At 64.8% G+C, this 15,187-nt stretch carries 13 protein-coding genes; 9 read left to right on the top strand and 4 right to left on the bottom strand.

Translation table 11 applies throughout. From position 1 onward, the window contains the following. Window positions 1–13: 13 nt before the first annotated feature. The 6 genes from QNN99_RS12175 (at window position 14) to QNN99_RS12150 (ending at window position 6,797) form a co-directional block, all read left to right on the top strand. Complete coding sequence (locus QNN99_RS12175; RefSeq protein ID WP_229966729.1) at window positions 14–1,537, top strand: sugar ABC transporter ATP-binding protein; 1,524 nt, start codon at window positions 14–16, stop codon at window positions 1,535–1,537. Then, on the top strand, window positions 1,534–2,565 hold the full coding sequence (locus QNN99_RS12170) for an ABC transporter permease (protein ID WP_229966728.1): 1,032 nt from the start codon (window positions 1,534–1,536) through the stop codon (window positions 2,563–2,565). The genes QNN99_RS12175 and QNN99_RS12170 overlap by 4 nt, the downstream gene beginning before the upstream one ends. Further along, window positions 2,565–3,578 (top strand): galactofuranose ABC transporter, permease protein YjfF, encoded by a 1,014-nt coding sequence (yjfF, locus tag QNN99_RS12165; RefSeq protein WP_229966727.1) that lies wholly within the window; start codon window positions 2,565–2,567, stop codon window positions 3,576–3,578. Before QNN99_RS12170 ends, yjfF begins: the two co-directional genes overlap by 1 nt. An 87-nt stretch (window positions 3,579–3,665) precedes the next feature. Next, window positions 3,666–4,634, top strand: a complete 969-nt coding sequence (locus tag QNN99_RS12160; protein WP_229966726.1) for a bile acid:sodium symporter family protein — start codon at window positions 3,666–3,668, stop codon at window positions 4,632–4,634. A 102-nt stretch (window positions 4,635–4,736) separates the two neighbouring features. Beyond that, window positions 4,737–5,930 carry a hypothetical protein gene (locus QNN99_RS12155; RefSeq protein WP_229966725.1) on the top strand — a complete coding sequence of 398 codons (1,194 nt, stop codon included), beginning with the start codon at window positions 4,737–4,739 and terminating at the stop codon, window positions 5,928–5,930. 39 nt (window positions 5,931–5,969) lie between these two features. Continuing rightward, window positions 5,970–6,797 (top strand): SDR family NAD(P)-dependent oxidoreductase, encoded by an 828-nt coding sequence (locus tag QNN99_RS12150; protein ID WP_229966724.1) that lies wholly within the window; start codon window positions 5,970–5,972, stop codon window positions 6,795–6,797. On the opposite strand, the gene QNN99_RS12145 is transcribed toward QNN99_RS12150, so the two are convergent. Then, on the bottom strand, window positions 6,794–7,798 hold the full coding sequence (locus QNN99_RS12145) for a sugar-binding transcriptional regulator (RefSeq protein ID WP_442860529.1): 1,005 nt from the start codon (window positions 7,796–7,798) through the stop codon (window positions 6,794–6,796). The two genes, QNN99_RS12150 and QNN99_RS12145, sit on opposite strands and share 4 nt — an antisense overlap. Before the next feature lie 112 nt (window positions 7,799–7,910). Between QNN99_RS12145 and QNN99_RS12140 the strand changes: the two genes are divergently transcribed. Further along, a complete protein-coding gene (locus tag QNN99_RS12140) occupies window positions 7,911–9,683 on the top strand; it encodes a glycerol-3-phosphate dehydrogenase/oxidase (protein WP_229966723.1) in 1,773 nt (590 codons plus the stop codon). 223 nt (window positions 9,684–9,906) lie between these two features. On the opposite strand, the gene QNN99_RS12135 is transcribed toward QNN99_RS12140, so the two are convergent. Next, window positions 9,907–10,398 (bottom strand): CarD family transcriptional regulator, encoded by a 492-nt coding sequence (locus QNN99_RS12135; RefSeq protein ID WP_229966722.1) that lies wholly within the window; start codon window positions 10,396–10,398, stop codon window positions 9,907–9,909. A 325-nt stretch (window positions 10,399–10,723) separates the two neighbouring features. Between QNN99_RS12135 and QNN99_RS12130 the strand changes: the two genes are divergently transcribed. Together QNN99_RS12130 and QNN99_RS12125 are read left to right on the top strand one after the other, a co-directional pair. After that, a complete protein-coding gene (locus tag QNN99_RS12130) occupies window positions 10,724–12,430 on the top strand; it encodes an MDR family MFS transporter (RefSeq protein WP_229966991.1) in 1,707 nt (568 codons plus the stop codon). After that, entirely contained in the window at window positions 12,427–12,924 is a 498-nt protein-coding gene (locus tag QNN99_RS12125; protein ID WP_229966721.1) for a MarR family winged helix-turn-helix transcriptional regulator, read from the top strand. The genes QNN99_RS12130 and QNN99_RS12125 overlap by 4 nt, the downstream gene beginning before the upstream one ends. 85 nt (window positions 12,925–13,009) lie before the next feature. On the opposite strand, the gene QNN99_RS12120 is transcribed toward QNN99_RS12125, so the two are convergent. After that, entirely contained in the window at window positions 13,010–13,285 is a 276-nt protein-coding gene (locus tag QNN99_RS12120; protein WP_229966720.1) for a hypothetical protein, read from the bottom strand. A gap of 12 nt (window positions 13,286–13,297) precedes the next feature. Beyond that, window positions 13,298–15,160 (bottom strand): ABC transporter ATP-binding protein, encoded by a 1,863-nt coding sequence (locus QNN99_RS12115; protein WP_229966990.1) that lies wholly within the window; start codon window positions 15,158–15,160, stop codon window positions 13,298–13,300. Window positions 15,161–15,187 lie beyond the last annotated feature (27 nt).

Genomic DNA, 15,187 nt, shown 5'->3' with positions numbered 1-15,187 from the left:
GGAAGACAGAAACATGAACGAGACCGTTCCAGTGGTGGAGATGCACGGAATTTCGGTTGAGTTTCCCGGGGTGAAGGCACTTGACCGCGTGGACTTCCGACTGTTTCCGGGTGAAGTGCATGCCCTCATGGGGGAAAACGGCGCGGGAAAATCAACGCTGATCAAGGCACTGACCGGGGTTTACGCCGTCGACGGCGGTGCCATCACCGTCCTGGGTGTGACCCACGAATTCGCCACGCCCGCCGAAGCGCAAAATGCCGGCATCAGCACCGTTTATCAGGAGGTGAACCTCTGCCCGAATCTGTCGGTCGAGGAGAACATCCTCCTGGGACGGGAGCCCCGCAGGCGGGGGAGCATTCATTGGAGGGAAGTCCGCAGAAAAGCCCGCGAAGTACTCGAACTGCTCCAACTCGGACACATTGACCCGGGCTCCGTACTTTCCACGCACTCCATCGCGATCCAGCAGCTGGTCGCCATAGCGCGTTCAGTTCAGATCGACTCAAGGGTGCTCATCCTCGATGAACCCACGTCCAGCCTGGACCTCGACGAGGTGCAGCAGCTCTTCACTGTTATCCGCACCTTGCGGAACAGGGGAGTCGCAATCCTCTTTGTGTCCCACTTCCTTGAACAGGTGTATGAAATCTCCGATCGCATGACGGTTCTCCGGAATGGGAAACTGGTGGGGGAATACCTGACCTCCGAATTGCCGCGGATGGGACTGATCTCGAAAATGATCGGCAAGGAATTGGAAGTCCTCGCTGAACTCGACCGGACCGAATCCCAACCCCGGCCGGAAAACGTGGACGCCGTCCCCTTCCTCCAGGCGAAGAATCTTGGGCGAAAGGGCTCCGTCGGGAACATCAACCTCTCCATCGAACCGGGGCGGATCCTTGGACTGGCGGGGTTGCTGGGATCAGGGCGAACTGAAACGGCGAGGCTGCTCTTTGGCGCCGACCGCGCCGACCAGGGTGAGCTGATCCTCGGCGGCACGAGCCGGAGCCTGCGGAACCCGCGTGCCGCGATCAACCGGGGAATTGGATTCTCATCGGAGAACCGCCAGGCGGAGGGCCTTGTCGGTGATCTCTCGGTTCGGGACAATCTGGTCCTGGCCATGCAGGCGAGCAAGGGATGGCTGCGGAAGATTCCCCGCCACCAGCAGGATCAGCTCGCCGGGAAGTTCATCGAAACTTTGGATATCCGTCCCGCCAACAAAGATGCCCTGGTCCGAAACCTCAGCGGCGGCAACCAGCAGAAGGTGCTCCTCGCGCGCTGGCTGATCACCAACCCCAAGCTTCTCATTCTCGATGAACCCACCAGGGGCATCGACATCGGCGCGAAAACCCAAATCCAGCTGCTGATCAGCAACCTGGCTGCCGAGGGCATGGCGATTGTCTTCATTTCCGCCGAATTGGAGGAGGTGCTTCGCCTGAGTGACCACATTGCGGTCCTCAAGGACCGGGAAATGGTGGCGGACCTGCCCAACGACGGCGTCTCCATGGAGGATGTCATGACGATCATCGCGGGGACTCCGGCATGAACGCCGTCATTCGGCACCGGCTTACCTGGCCAGCTCTGGCCCTGGTTCTGCTGCTGCTCCTCAACCAGGTGTTCAGAAGCGATTTTCTCGCGGTTCGGGTCCAGGACGGCCACCTCTACGGCAGCCTGATCGATATCCTCCGCAACGGAGCACCCACGATTCTGATCGCCCTCGGCATGACTCTGGTGATTGCATCGCGGGGCATCGACCTTTCAGTGGGGGCAACAGCAGCCATCGCCGGCGCCATCTCGTGCACCTACATCTACAATGCCGCGGATCCCGGGTCCGCCCAGACCGCACTCACCGGAGCGGCGATTGCGGTGGGTGCCGGCCTGGCCTTGGGAGCGTGGAACGGTTTCCTGGTCGCCGTGATCGGGATCCAGCCCATCATCGCCACCTTGGTCCTCATGACGGCGGGCCGCGGCCTGGCCCAGCTCGTCACCGACGGCCAGATCATCACCGTCTCCAATGACCCGTACCACGCCATCGGCGCCGGGTTTTTTCTGGCGCTCCCCATCTCGATTCTCATTGCGGCCGCCGTATGTGCCGCAGCGGGATTGTTAACCCGGCGAACGGCGCTGGGGACTCTTATTGAGGCCGTAGGCATCAACCCGGTGGCGAGCCGGCTGGCCGGGCTTAACGCCCGCACCATCACCTGGATCGTGTACATTTTCAGCGGCTTTTGCGCCGCGGTTGCCGGGCTGATGATCAGCTCCAACGTCACGGCGGCGGACGCGAACAATGCCGGGCTCTTTATCGAGATGGACGCGATCCTCGCGGTGGTGATCGGCGGGACCTCGCTGGCCGGCGGCCGGTACAGCCTGGTGGGGACACTCATCGGTGCGCTCATCATCCAGACCCTGACGACAACCGTCTACACCCTCGGCATCCCGCCTGAGGTGACGCTGGTCTTCAAGGCCCTCGTTGTCATCGTTGTCTGCCTGCTGCAGTCGCCGAAGGCTCGGACACTGCTCCGGCAGCGCAAACGCCCGGCAACTACAAGTTCGAAACCGAAGGTGGCCATCTGATGTCAGTCCTCACCAGCCCCTCGGCCCCCGCCACCCACAACCGAACGAGCGGTCTGCAGGGAAAGGCGAAATACGCACCGACCCTTGCAACCATCGGACTGTTCCTTGCCATGTTCGCAGCCGGCGCGCTCATGTACCCGGGGTTTCTCTCCGGGCAGGTTTTCCTTAACCTCCTGATCGACAACACCTTCCTGATTGTCCTTGCCGTCGGCATGACCTTTGTCATCCTGACCGGTGGAATCGACCTGTCGGTGGGGTCCGTCGTCGCCCTCTCGATGATGATCGCCGCAGCGCTGCTGCAAGCAGGGTGGAATCCGTTCGCGGTTATCGCCGTCGTCCTACTGACCGGAGCCGTCTTCGGACTGGTCATGGGAGCCATCATCCAAGTCTTTGAAATCCAGCCCTTCATCGTGACCCTTGCGGGACTCTTCCTTGCCAGGGGGCTCTGTTACGTCATCAGCCTCAACTCGATCACTGTCACGGATCCGTTTTTTACGTCCATGGCCCAGGCCCGCATTCGGCTGCCCGGGAACCTGTTCGTGTCGCCCGGTGTCATCATCGCGCTGCTGGTGGTCGCCGCCGCAGTCTATGTCCTGCACCAGACGCGTTTTGGCAGGACGGTTTACGCCGTTGGCGGCGGCGAAGCCTCCGCGGTGCTGATGGGCCTGGCAGTGCCTCGGACGAAAATACTCGTCTATACGATCAGCGGCTTCTGCGCCGCAACCGCCGGAATCCTCTTTTCGTTCTACAGCTTGTCCGGATACAGCCTGGCGGCCACCGGCATGGAACTGGATGCCATCGCGGCGGTAGTGGTTGGCGGGACGCTTCTCACCGGCGGATACGGCTACGTCGTCGGCTCCCTGGCGGGAGTCCTGGTTCTGGGAATTGTCCAGACCTTCATCTCATATGAGGGAACGCTCAGCTCGTGGTGGACGCGCATCGTCATCGGAGCGCTTTTGCTGGTCTTTATCCTTCTCCAGAAACTCTTCTCCCGGAAAGTGAAACTCGCCTAGCGCCCGCCACGCCCGGCCGGGCTGGCGGCAACTGTAGCGCCGCGTCACAAATCAGCTGGAGGGGGACGGAAGTGCCAGCATGTAGGGATGTCGCCGAACTCCGCCACCGCAGCTCCGAAACGTCTCCAAACCGCCGAAGAGCGCAGTGCGCGCATCGCCGTAACGGTCTTTCCCCTGCTGATCCTTGCCGGGGGAGCGGTGGCCCTGTTCTTTCCGGATCCATTCACCGGGCTGTCCGGATACGTCAATCCCGCCCTCATGCTCATCATGTTCGGCATGGGTCTGACCCTGACCTTGCCGGACTTCGCCCTGGTCGTCCGGCAGCCGCTCCCGGTGCTGCTCGGCGTTGTGGCGCAGTATGTGGTCATGCCGCTGCTCGGCCTTGCGGTCGCCTGGGCCCTGCAGCTGAGTCCGGAACTCGCTGCCGGCGTGATCCTCGTGGGCTGCGCCCCGGGCGGAACGGCATCCAACGTGGTGACCTATCTGGCGCGCGGCAATGTGGCCCTCTCCGTGGCGATGACCTCGGTGTCCACCCTGCTCGCGCCGATCTTCACCCCGCTGCTGGCCCTGTGGCTGGCCGGCAGGTACATGTCCGTCGACGCCGGCTCCATGGCCCTGTCCATCGTCCAGATTGTGCTGATTCCGGTGGTGCTCGGCCTGGTCATCCGGTACGTCATGCCGCAGCTGGTTGACCGGGTGCTGCCGGCGCTGCCCTGGATCTCCGTCATCGCCATCACCTTCGTTGTTGTCGCAGTGGTCTCGGGCAGCGCGGCCGCCATCTTTACCGCCGGCTGGCTGATCCTGCTGGCCGTGATCCTGCACAACGGCTTGGGCTTGGGCCTGGGCTACGGTGTGGCGAAACTGTTCCGGCAGCCCCTGGCCGCGCGGCGCACGATGGCCATTGAAGTGGGCATGCAGAACTCCGGCCTGGCCGCCGGGCTCGCCCGGGACTACTTCACTCCCGAGGCGGCCTTGCCGGCCGCGGTGTTCTCGGTCTGGCACAACGTCTCCGGCGCCCTGATGGCAGCTTTCTGGCGGCGCCGGCCGTCGGGCTGAGCGGCGCGGTACCGGACCAAGGTCACCGGGAGCGCCGGGCCGTAGGATTATGGCCGGGTGCCGGCCGGAGGGCTGGCCTGTCGTCACTGGGGGAACAGCGTCATGGTGAACATCTTCGACGATGAGAGTTTAAAGGCGCTGCGCCGCGAGAAGCGCGCGATGCAGATCAGGCTGATGATATCTTCATCGGTTATGTTCATGTTGGCCGGAGCCCTGGCATGGCTGATCTATTGGGTGAATCTGCTGGCCGCGTTTTCGGGTTGGCCGGAAACCGATGTTGATACTGTCACGTGGGGCTTTCTCCGATGGGCAGGAAATACCTCCTCCAACTTCCGCGACGATTTTCAACCCGGTGCGTTGCTGGTTGCCCTTGCGGCCTTGTCAATTGCACTCTTCTTGGCGCTCAGTGCCGTGCCGACGCCCCCTGAGGAAAACGATACGATAAATAACCGCGCAGCGAGGATGGCGCTGGACGACTTTTCCGTGGTGGTCGCAGGCGTGTCGGCGGTGCTCGCATGGCTGTCGCTGCTTAGCGTTGATCCGCTGCTACCGGCAAGTCTTCCCGATGTGATCATTGCCGCCGGCACGGGAATCCTCTGCTCGGCGATCATCCCGTTGCACAGGGTGCGCGCCGACGTCCATCGGCTGACGCTCTTCGAGGCCAGACAACAACTGGCCGTTTTTGAAGACGCGCTGAATAAAGTGAATGAACGGCCAACCAGCCTCAGCAACTTTTCCAAAAATCACGTTAAGGCATCGTACGCGTTATGGTGTGCGGGTGCCGGAATATTATCGGTCGTCTTCACCGTCTTGTGTGTCCGAATCGGCTCCACGGTTCAGCTGGAGTGGAATGCCCTCCTGTACCTGCTGCTGTGGTTTATTGCCGCAGGGTGGGCGCTTGTGACAACTGAGATGTATCTCGCCGTCGAGGAGTTCCGTAGGAAGAAGCAGTGTGCGTCCGCCGTTTTTTACGGTTTCTTTTACGTGTTCTTTGTGGGAATGATGTTTCTCGTTACTTGTTCCATATTGACCACGATGCTGGACTTCGCAGTAGCTTCGCTGGCGACGCTCTGTGGATTGGCAGTTCCTGCCTGCCTGTTTGCCTATGACGCCCGGCCCAGCGGGCCACGGCTTTTGACCGGTGTCAAAATTCGCCGCATCAAGTCAGCGGTCGGCCGGTTCAAGGGAACCATCTCGAATTCGGAACGACGGCTCGCCGAAGCCGCAGCTCCGGACGCAGCCCGGGATCCATCCAACGTGGACCACGAGGTATCGCTGGCAGAACAGCACCGCTAGGGTAATTGCTTCCGGGTCCTTCAAGGAAAGCGGGCTGCCGTGGCTCCCAAGACCATTGTGATCACCGGCGCGAGCGGGGGCATCGGCGCGGCCGCCGCGCGGCAGCTGGCCGGGGACGGACACCAGGTGGTGGTGGTCGGCCGCTCGCCGGAACGAACCGCGGCCGTGGCCGATGACACCGGCGGGCAGTACATCCTGGCCGACTTCGCCGATCTGAACAGCGTGCGGAATCTGGCCTCGGAGATCCTTCAGCGCTTCCCGCGGATAAACGTGCTGGCGAACAACGCCGGAGCGATGTTCGGCAAGGAACGGCAAGTGACCGTCGACGGGCACGAGAAAACACTACAAGTGAACTACCTTGCACCCTTCCTCCTGACCCGGCTGCTCACCGACCGGCTGCTGGAGTCCCGGGGAACGGTAATCAACACTTCCAGTTCCGCAAACCTGTTCGCACGGGTGGACCTGGAGGACCTGGAACAGGAAAAGGGCTACAAGCCCTTCCGGGCCTACGCTGCCACCAAACTCGAGCAGATCCTGTTCACCGGGGAATTTGACCGGCGCTACCGCTCGCACGGAGCAACGTCCACTGCCTTCCACCCTGGACTGGTGGGCTCGGCCTTCCTGAGCACGCAGAGCCCGCTCATCCGGGCCGCCTACCGCTCGCCCGTGCGCCGGCTGGCCCGGACTCCCGAAGCGGGAGCACGCACGCTCGTGTACCTCGCCGAGGGCACTCCCGGTGAGGACTACCCGACCGGCAAATACTTTCGGCGGAACAAGGTAGCCCGGCCCAACCGCCAGACCGGCGACGGCGTGCTGGCCCTGGGGCTGTGGAACCGGTCGGCGGCGATGCTGGAGGGCGCCGCCTAGCTGGAGGCCAGCCGGCGGGCGGAATTCTCGTCCAGGATCAGATCCGTCACCAGGCCCGCGCGGAGCGCACCCAGGAGACTGGTGGTTTTCGCTTCGCCGGCCACGACGCAGATCCGCCGCGGCACCTGGCGCAGTACGTGCAGATCCGGTCCGGTGCTGCGGTCATTGAGCCGGATGCCGTCCCAGGTGCCGTCGGCCCGGTAGAACATGGTGGCGACGTCGCCCACCACCTCCTCGGCCAGCAGGTCGTCCAGATCCTCCTCGTCCAGGTAGGCCCCGTTGTATACATGGCTGGGCACACCGGCCTCCATGGACCCGACGCCGAAGATGGCGGTGTTCATCCGTGCCTGCAGATCCAGGACACGCTTGACCGGCCGTTCCCGCCACATGGCCTCCTTGGTTTCGGTGTGGTCGAAGAAGGCGGGCACCGGGAACTGCACCACGCGGGCGCCGTAGGCGTGGCCGAACCGCTGCAGGATCTCGCTGGCGTAGGTGATGCCGGAGGTCCGGAAGTTGCCCGCCCCGTTCATCTGCACAATTGTGCTGTCGTGCGTGTTCTTCACGGAGAGGTGCTGGCTAACCGCGGTCAGCGTGGAGCCCCACGCAACACCGACGATCGCGTCGGAATCGATCAGCGGATTGATCAGGTGCGCCGCCTGCACGGCCACGCGCTGCAGGATCTGTGCGGGGGAGACCCCCTCGGCCACCGGAACCACCTTGGCCTGGATGCCGAAACGGGTGCTGATTTCCTTCTCCAGCGCCGGGGCCCGGTCTGCGGCGCTCTTGATCCTGATCTCCACCAGCCCGGTGCTCCGCGCATGGGACAGCAGCCGCGACACCGTGGAGCGCGAGATCCGCAGCTCCCTGGCAATCGCTTCCATGGTCAGGTTCTGCAGGTAGTACATCTGTGCGGCCCGAAGCGCGTCTCTGGTCCGGGTTTCCGACTCTGCCCGAACCGTCCCGCCGCCCGGCTGCTTCTCCGGCCGCGAACTGACACCAATGTTCACTTTTGCTCCGACTGAACCGCTGTGTTGGTCATGCATCCATTATGTCAGGCTGCACGTTTGTGCATCCGGTCGATCCGCGGGCCTCCCGGCTTCGAACATTGAGGGAATGGCAAAGCCGCCACAGAAGCGTTTGGAGATAGTCGTGGACAATTCCGTGAACCCCAATAAGGGAAAAACCGCCGCCCGCCCGGTGGTTCAGCAGCTGAAGGACCGCCCCCGGGCCTCGGTGCTGATCGTCGGCGGCGGCATTAACGGCGTCGGTACCTTCCGGGACCTGTCGCTGCAGGGCGTGGACGTTGTCCTCGTTGAGCGTGGAGACTACTGCCAGGGCGCCTCCGGTGCGTCCTCCCACATGATCCACGGCGGCATCCGCTACCTGGAAAATGGCGAGTTCCGCCTGGTGCACGAGTCCGTCGTCGAGCGCAATGCGCTGCTCCGCCTCGCACCGCACTATGTTAAGCCGCTGCAGACCACCATCCCGATCACCAGCACCTTTGCCGGCATCACGGCCGCGCCCATGCGCTTCCTGACGCACAAGCAGGGCAAGCCGAACGAGCGCGGCGCCCTGCTTATCAAGGCCGGCCTGATGATGTATGACTTCTTCTCCCGCGGTGGGCGCGTTGCCCCCAAGCACAACTTCGTGGGCAAGAAGAAGTCCCTGCAGGAACTGCCCAAGCTGCGGTCCGACGTCAAGTACACCGCCACCTACTTTGACGCCTCCGTGCACAACCCGGAGCGCCTGACCCTGGACGTGCTGCGCGACGGCCTCGAAGCCAACCCGCAGTCCCGCGCCAGCAACTACGTGTCCGCTGTGGGAACCACCGACGCCGGCACGCTGCTGCGCGACGAGCTGACGGGCGAGGAATTCCTGTTCGACGCCGACGTCGTCATCAACGCCACCGGCGCCTGGGTCGACGAGACCAATGACTCCTTCGGCAAGCGCACCTCCTTCATGGGCGGCACCAAGGGCTCACACATCGTGCTGGACCACCCGGAACTGCTGGAGGCCTGCGCCGGCCGTGAAATGTTCTTCGAGCACACCGATGGCCGCATCGTCCTGATTTACCCGATGGGTGACCGCGTACTGGTGGGCACCACCGACATTGACGCCGACATCAACGAGGACTCGGTCTGCACCGATGACGAGATCGAGTACTTCTTCGAACTCGTCGCCCACGTGTTCCCGAGCATCGACGTGCGCCGCGACCACATCGTCTACACCTTCTCCGGGGTTCGCCCGCTGCCGAAGCATGACGACACCTCGCCCGGCTTCGTGTCCCGCGACTACCGCATCGAGAAGCGCATCGACAGCCGCGGCGGCAAGAACGTCACCACGCTGAGCCTGGTGGGCGGCAAGTGGACCACGTTCCGCGCCCTCTCCGAGACGCTCGCCTCCGACGCGATGACCGCTCTGGGCATGCCGCGGAAGACGACGACGACGGAACTTCAGATCGGCGGCGGCAAGAACTTCCCGCGCACCGACGCCGAGGAGCGCCTCTGGGTGAACCGCACCGCAAACGAGGTTGCCGACCGCGACCGCGTCCGCGTGCTGCTGACCCGCTACGGCACCCGTGCCACCGATGTGCTGGCCTTCCTGGCCCAGGGCGGAGACCAGCCGCTGGCCTCCACCCCTGAGCTGAGCACCCGCGAGCTGACCTACATGGTGGAAAACGAGCAGGTCACGCGCCTCTCGGACATCCTGATCCGCCGCACGTCTCTGGCCTTCCGCGGCCTGGTGACCGCAGAGATGCTGAACGAAATGGCTGACCTGCTGGCTCCGCAGCTCGGCTGGGACGACGCCGAGGCACACCGCCAGGTCAAGGCTTGCCGCGACCTGCTGGTGAACATGCACGGCATGAAGATCGCAGCAACGGTCTAAGTACGACCGATTGATCGAAAGGACCGGCCGGAGCAGATGCTCCGGCCGGTCCTTTTTGCCGTCAAGCAGGTTGGTTCTGCGCCGCGCACGCCGGTGGAAATCATCCGGGTCCGGCGGCGATCCGGGGCTCCCGGGCCGCCATGGGGCGGGGGCGACCCACGAGGAGCCTAAGCTACCAGCCGGATTGCCCGGGGACGCCGCGTTTGTCCTGTCCGGAATGCACCTAGGCCAGCGCCCGGAACGGCGGCCATGTGCTGTCGAGCCGCACGCCGGCGTCGTCCTGGGAAATGCCCAGAGCCAGCGAAATTTCGGTCAGCAGGGGCCGGCGTGCCTGGCGGAGCATGTCCCGTTCGGCTTGGGAGAGTCCGTCGGCGGCGTTCCGGAGCATGAGATTGCGGACGACGGCGGCGATCACCAGCGGATCCCCGGTGGCGATTTTTTCGGTGTTGTCCTTAAACCGCCGGGACCACTGGGTGTCCTCCTGGTCAGCGGGTGCGCCCAGGACCCGGAACAGGGCCTCCAGCCCGGCGGCATCCAGCACCGGCCGCAGGCCAACGCGTTCCACCTGATCCACGGGGACCCAGACCATCAGGCGGGAGGACTGCACCTCGAGGACAACACATTCCTTTTTCAGGCGCGGATGGATTTGAAACGCGGTGACGACGGCGGGGCCATGGTGGGGATGGACCAGAATCTGGCCCTTGGAAAGTGGCAATGCGCTACCTCCGACCACACGATATCCGCAGGACGGTTCGGACGGAACTGTCATCATCTGCGGGTTGGTGAGTCTCCATTTTACTCCGTCGGGCTCCGCGGTCACCGGTGCGGAGCCCCTGGGTGCCGGGCGAGAGGAGAAAAATGTGCCCGGGGCTGTGGGTTTGGACACTTAATAGTTGATGGTTGGCAACTACTTATATAGTTGACGTAAATCAACTATTAGCAGGAGCCAGATGTCCCCCGAATCGCGTCACGTGCAAACCAAGCCCAAGAAGGAACGGAAGGGCAAGGCGCCCAGGCCGACGGCGTCGCCCGACGGCTCCATGACGCACAAGCAGGTGCTGGAGTCGCTGTCCGGCCTGCTGCTCGGCATGTTTGTCTCGATCCTGGCCGGCACCGTGGTCTCCACGTCGCTGCCGCTGATCATCTCGGACCTCGACGGCGACCAGTCCGCCTATACCTGGGTGGTGACCGGAACGCTGCTGGCGACCACGGTCTCCACGCCGCTGTGGGGCAAATTCGCTGACCTGTTCAACCGCAAACTGCTCATCCAGCTGGCCCTGGGCATCTTCGTGCTCGGCTCGGCGCTGGCCGGCTTCTCGCAGGACACCAGCACCCTCATTGTCTTCCGCGTTTTCCAGGGCCTCGGTGCCGGCGGACTCGCCGCATTGAGCCAGATCATCATGGCCGACATCATCAGCCCGCGTGACCGCGGCAAGTACGCCGGCCTGTTCGGCGCCGTGATGGCGCTCGGCACCGTCGGCGGTCCGCTGCTGGGCGGCGTCGTCACCGATGCGTTCGGCTGGCGCTGGAACTTCTTCATCGCCCTGCCGGTCGCCGTCGCCGCTATCATCCTGCTGCAGCTCACCCTGCACCTGCCCAAGCACCCCAAGCGCAAGGTCCACATCGACTACTTGGGTGCGGTCCTGATCGCCGGCGGCGTGTCGCTGCTGATGATCTGGGTGACCCTGGCGGGCAGCCAGTTCGAATGGGCCTCCCTGGCCTCGTTCCTGATGGTCGCAGGCTCGGTGTTGCTCCTGATCGCCGCAGTCCTGGTCGAATTCAAGTCTCCGGAACCGATCATTCCGCTCTCGATGTTCAAGAACCGGACCTTCACGCTCTCCGTGGTGGCCAGCATCGCCGTGGGTGTTTCCATGTTCGGCACGTCGGTCTTCCTGGCCCAGTACATGCAGCTGGCCCGCGGCGCCACGCCCACCGAATCCGGGCTGCTCACCATCCCGATGATGGCCGGCCTGCTGATCTCCTCGACCTACTTCGGCCGGGTCATCAGCCGCACGGGCAAGTGGAAGGCAGTGATGATTTCCGGCGCCGTCCTCACCCTGGTGGGCACCGTCATGCTGAGCACCCTGGCCTATGACACCAACCTGGTGCTCGTGGGAATCTACATGGCCCTTCTCGGCGCCGGGCTCGGCATGCTCATGCAGAACCTGGTGCTGGTGGTCCAGAACTCCATCGAGGTCAAGAACCTCGGCGTGGCCACCAGTGCTGTGACCTTCTTCCGCAGCCTCGGCGGCACCGTCGGAGTTTCAGTCCTCGGTTCCGTCCTGGGCACGATTGTGGCCTCAGAAATCAAGAACGGCATCATGACACTGGCACCGGCGGATCAGGCCGCTGCCGCTGCGGCACTGGGCAGCGGGACCATTCCGCAGGTTTCGACCCTGCCGGATGCCATCGCCGTCGTGGTGGAAAGCGCCTACGGCGTGGGTGTGGGCTCGGTCTTCCTGTACAGCGTTCCGCTTGCCGCCATCACGCTGCTTGCCGTGATCTTCCTGCCCAACGCTCAGCTCGGACGGAAGAACGCCGTGCAGCTGAAGAATGCTGCCGCCGGACGCGCGGGGGCTTCCGCCGCCGGAACGGCCGTTGCGCCGGAGGAGGCTGCCCGCCGCCGGGATGTGGAAAAAACCGCTGCGGACCTCACCCTGGCCGACGTGGCCACGGGCGCCGTGGGCCTTGTGGATCCGCTCTCACCGGTCGCCGGCTCCGGAACGGAAAACGGGCGCCGGCCGTGACAGCCCTTGCCGAAGGCCAGGGCGACCGGAAGCGTGAGGAAGACGCCCGGGCCTCAGCGATCAGTGATGTGGAGGAGTCACTGCGGCTGCTCACCGAAAGCGTCCGGGCCAGCATGCGTGACGCCGCCAAGGGTATTGACCCGGCGCTTCCGCTGTTTGGGCTGAAGATCCTGCAGCTGCTCAAGCGCGTTGGGGCCACCCAATCCGGTGCCGTGGCCGAGATGATGATGGTCGACAAGAGCGTCATCAGCCGGCACTCACGGCATCTGGAGGAGCTGGGCCTCATTGAGGTCAAGCCGGATCCGAAGGACGGCCGGGCCCGGCTGCTGGAGCTGACTCCGGCGGCCGCCGAACGGGTCCAGGCCATTCAAACCGGGATCATGCTCGACCACGACATCCTGCAATCCTGGTCCGCGGCCGACCTCCGCCAGTTCTCCGGGTATCTCTCCCGGCTGGGTGGGCGCAGCGGCCCGCCTCCGGACGGCTCAGAATAGGCCGTACTTAGGTCATCAACAGACAAGCCGGACCCCGCGGGGTCCGGCTTGTTGTTTCTGCGCAGTCTTACTCCGCAGTGTTTTCTTACTCCGCGCTGTTGTGCGGGTCGGTCCGCGGGCTGGCAGGCTTCGGCTTCTTGCGGCCCTTGCCCGCCAGCATCGAGTAGGCGGTGCTGAGCACGAAGATCTCGCTGACGTAGCCCATGGGGCTGGCCGGCAGGGGAGCGAACTGGTGAAAAAGCACCAGCGCTGAGACCGCGAGGATGACCGGATGGGCCTTCAGGATCCATGCGGCGGGTACTTCCCGCGGCCAGGGGAAGAAGCCTTCTTCGGCGGCGGTGTCGGCACGGGATGTCTTCATGTCTCCATCCTCTCAGAGGGAGCGGGTTCCCGCCGTGTCCATCCGCGCGGCAAGTCGGGCAAAGGCACCGTGCCCGGCCCGCAGTTCCTGCGCGGTTCCGCGCTCCACGACGCGGCCGGCGTCAAGGACCACCACCTGCTCGGCGTTCTCCACGGTGGAAAGCCGGTGCGCGATGGTCAGCGTGGTCCGCCCGGTCGACAGCCGTTCGAGCGCCTGCTGCACCTGCGCCTCCGTGGTGTTGTCCAGGGCGCTGGTCGCCTCGTCCAGCACGAGCACCGGAGGGTTGCGCAGGATGGTCCGCGCTATCGCCAGGCGCTGCTGCTCACCGCCGGAAAACCGGTGCCCGCGCGCGCCCACGAGGGTGTCCAGGCCCTCCGGCAGCGCGCCGATCGCATCGGCAATCCGCGCGGCAGCGAGAGCCTGCCAGAGCTGGTCGTCGGTGGCGTCCGGGGCGGCCAGCAGCAGGTTCTCGCGCACCGAAGCGTGGATCAGATAGGTCTCCTGCGACACCACTCCGACAATCCGGGCCAGGTCTTCCGGCGCGATCTCGCGCACGTCGACGCCGTCAATGGTGACCCGCCCGGAGCTGACTTCATTCAGGCGCGGCAGCAGTGAGGCCAGGGTGCTTTTGCCGGAACCGGTGGGCCCGACGACGGCGGTGGTGGTGCCGGCGGGCAGCGTCAGGTTGATGCAGCTCAGGACTTCAGTGCCGCCTCCGGGACCGTCCCCGGTCCCGCCGTCGTACGCGAACCGCACGCCCTCGAACCGGACCTCGCCGCGCACGGTGGCCGGATCCAGCCGGACCGGATCCGTCGGCGCCGTGATGGCGGGCACCAGGTCCAGGTATTCAAAGATCCGGCTGAAGAAAGCCAGTGCGGTCACCCACTGAACGCCGATGTTCAGCAGTCCCATGACCGGGCGGAAAATGGTCGCCTGCAGCCCGGTGAACGCCACCAGGGTGCCGACGGTCATGCCGCCGCTGGTGGCCGGGAACCCGGCCGCGAGGTAGATGACCGCCGGAATTGCCGCGAAGACTATCTGCATGGTGGCCATCCGCCAGCTGCCGGCGAGCTGGCTGCGCAGCTCCAGGCCGACAAGCTTTTCGGAGCGGGTGCGGAAGCGGTCGGCGTCGCGCGGGATGGTGCCCAGCGTCTTGGCCAACCGGACGCCGGAGACCGACAGCCCCTCCTCGACCTGGGTGTGCAGGGCGGCGAGTTCGCGCTGGCGCTCGTCAGTGACGGTTCGGCGGATCTGCGCCACGCGCCGTGACAGCCAGATCGCCGGCGGCAGCACCACCAGCGAGATCAGGGCGAGGCCGGGGGAGAGGGCGGCCATGGCAACGGCGGTGGCCACAGCGGTGGTGAGGTTGGACGCGACGCCGGTTGCGGTGGTGGTGACCACTGACTGCATGCCGGAAATGTCGTGCGTGAGCCGGGACTGCACCTCACCGCCGCGGGTGCGGGTGAAGAAGCCCAGCGACTGGGCCTGCAGATGCGTGAACAGGTTCACGCGCAGGGTGTGCATCACGCGCTGGCCCATCGCGGTCGCCATCCAGGTCTGCACCACCCCGACCACTGAGGTCAGTGCCGCCACGGCCACCATCGAGGCGGCCAGCACGAGGAGCAGGCGGATGTTTCCGGACGGAAGCGCATCGTCGATCACGGCCCGGACCAGGAACGGCTGGGCCAGGTTGATCACCGAGGCCAGACTGATCAGCAGTACGACGACGGCGATGGTTCCCTTGTGCGGGGCGAACAGGGCGGCGATGCGGCGCAGGCTGACCGGATGCCGGGAGAGCTGCTTCTTGTCGGCCGGGTTCAGCCGGGCGGGGCCGCCGCGGCCGCCGCCGGAGCCGGGACCGCCGGCCTCGGGCATGCCGCCGCCGCGATTGCTGTTTCCGCC

This window comes from Arthrobacter sp. zg.Y820 (genome assembly GCF_030125555.1).
Classification (GTDB): domain Bacteria; phylum Actinomycetota; class Actinomycetes; order Actinomycetales; family Micrococcaceae; genus Arthrobacter_B.
Note: the sequence above shows the minus strand (reverse complement) of the source record. Positions and strands in the feature narration are given on the sequence as shown.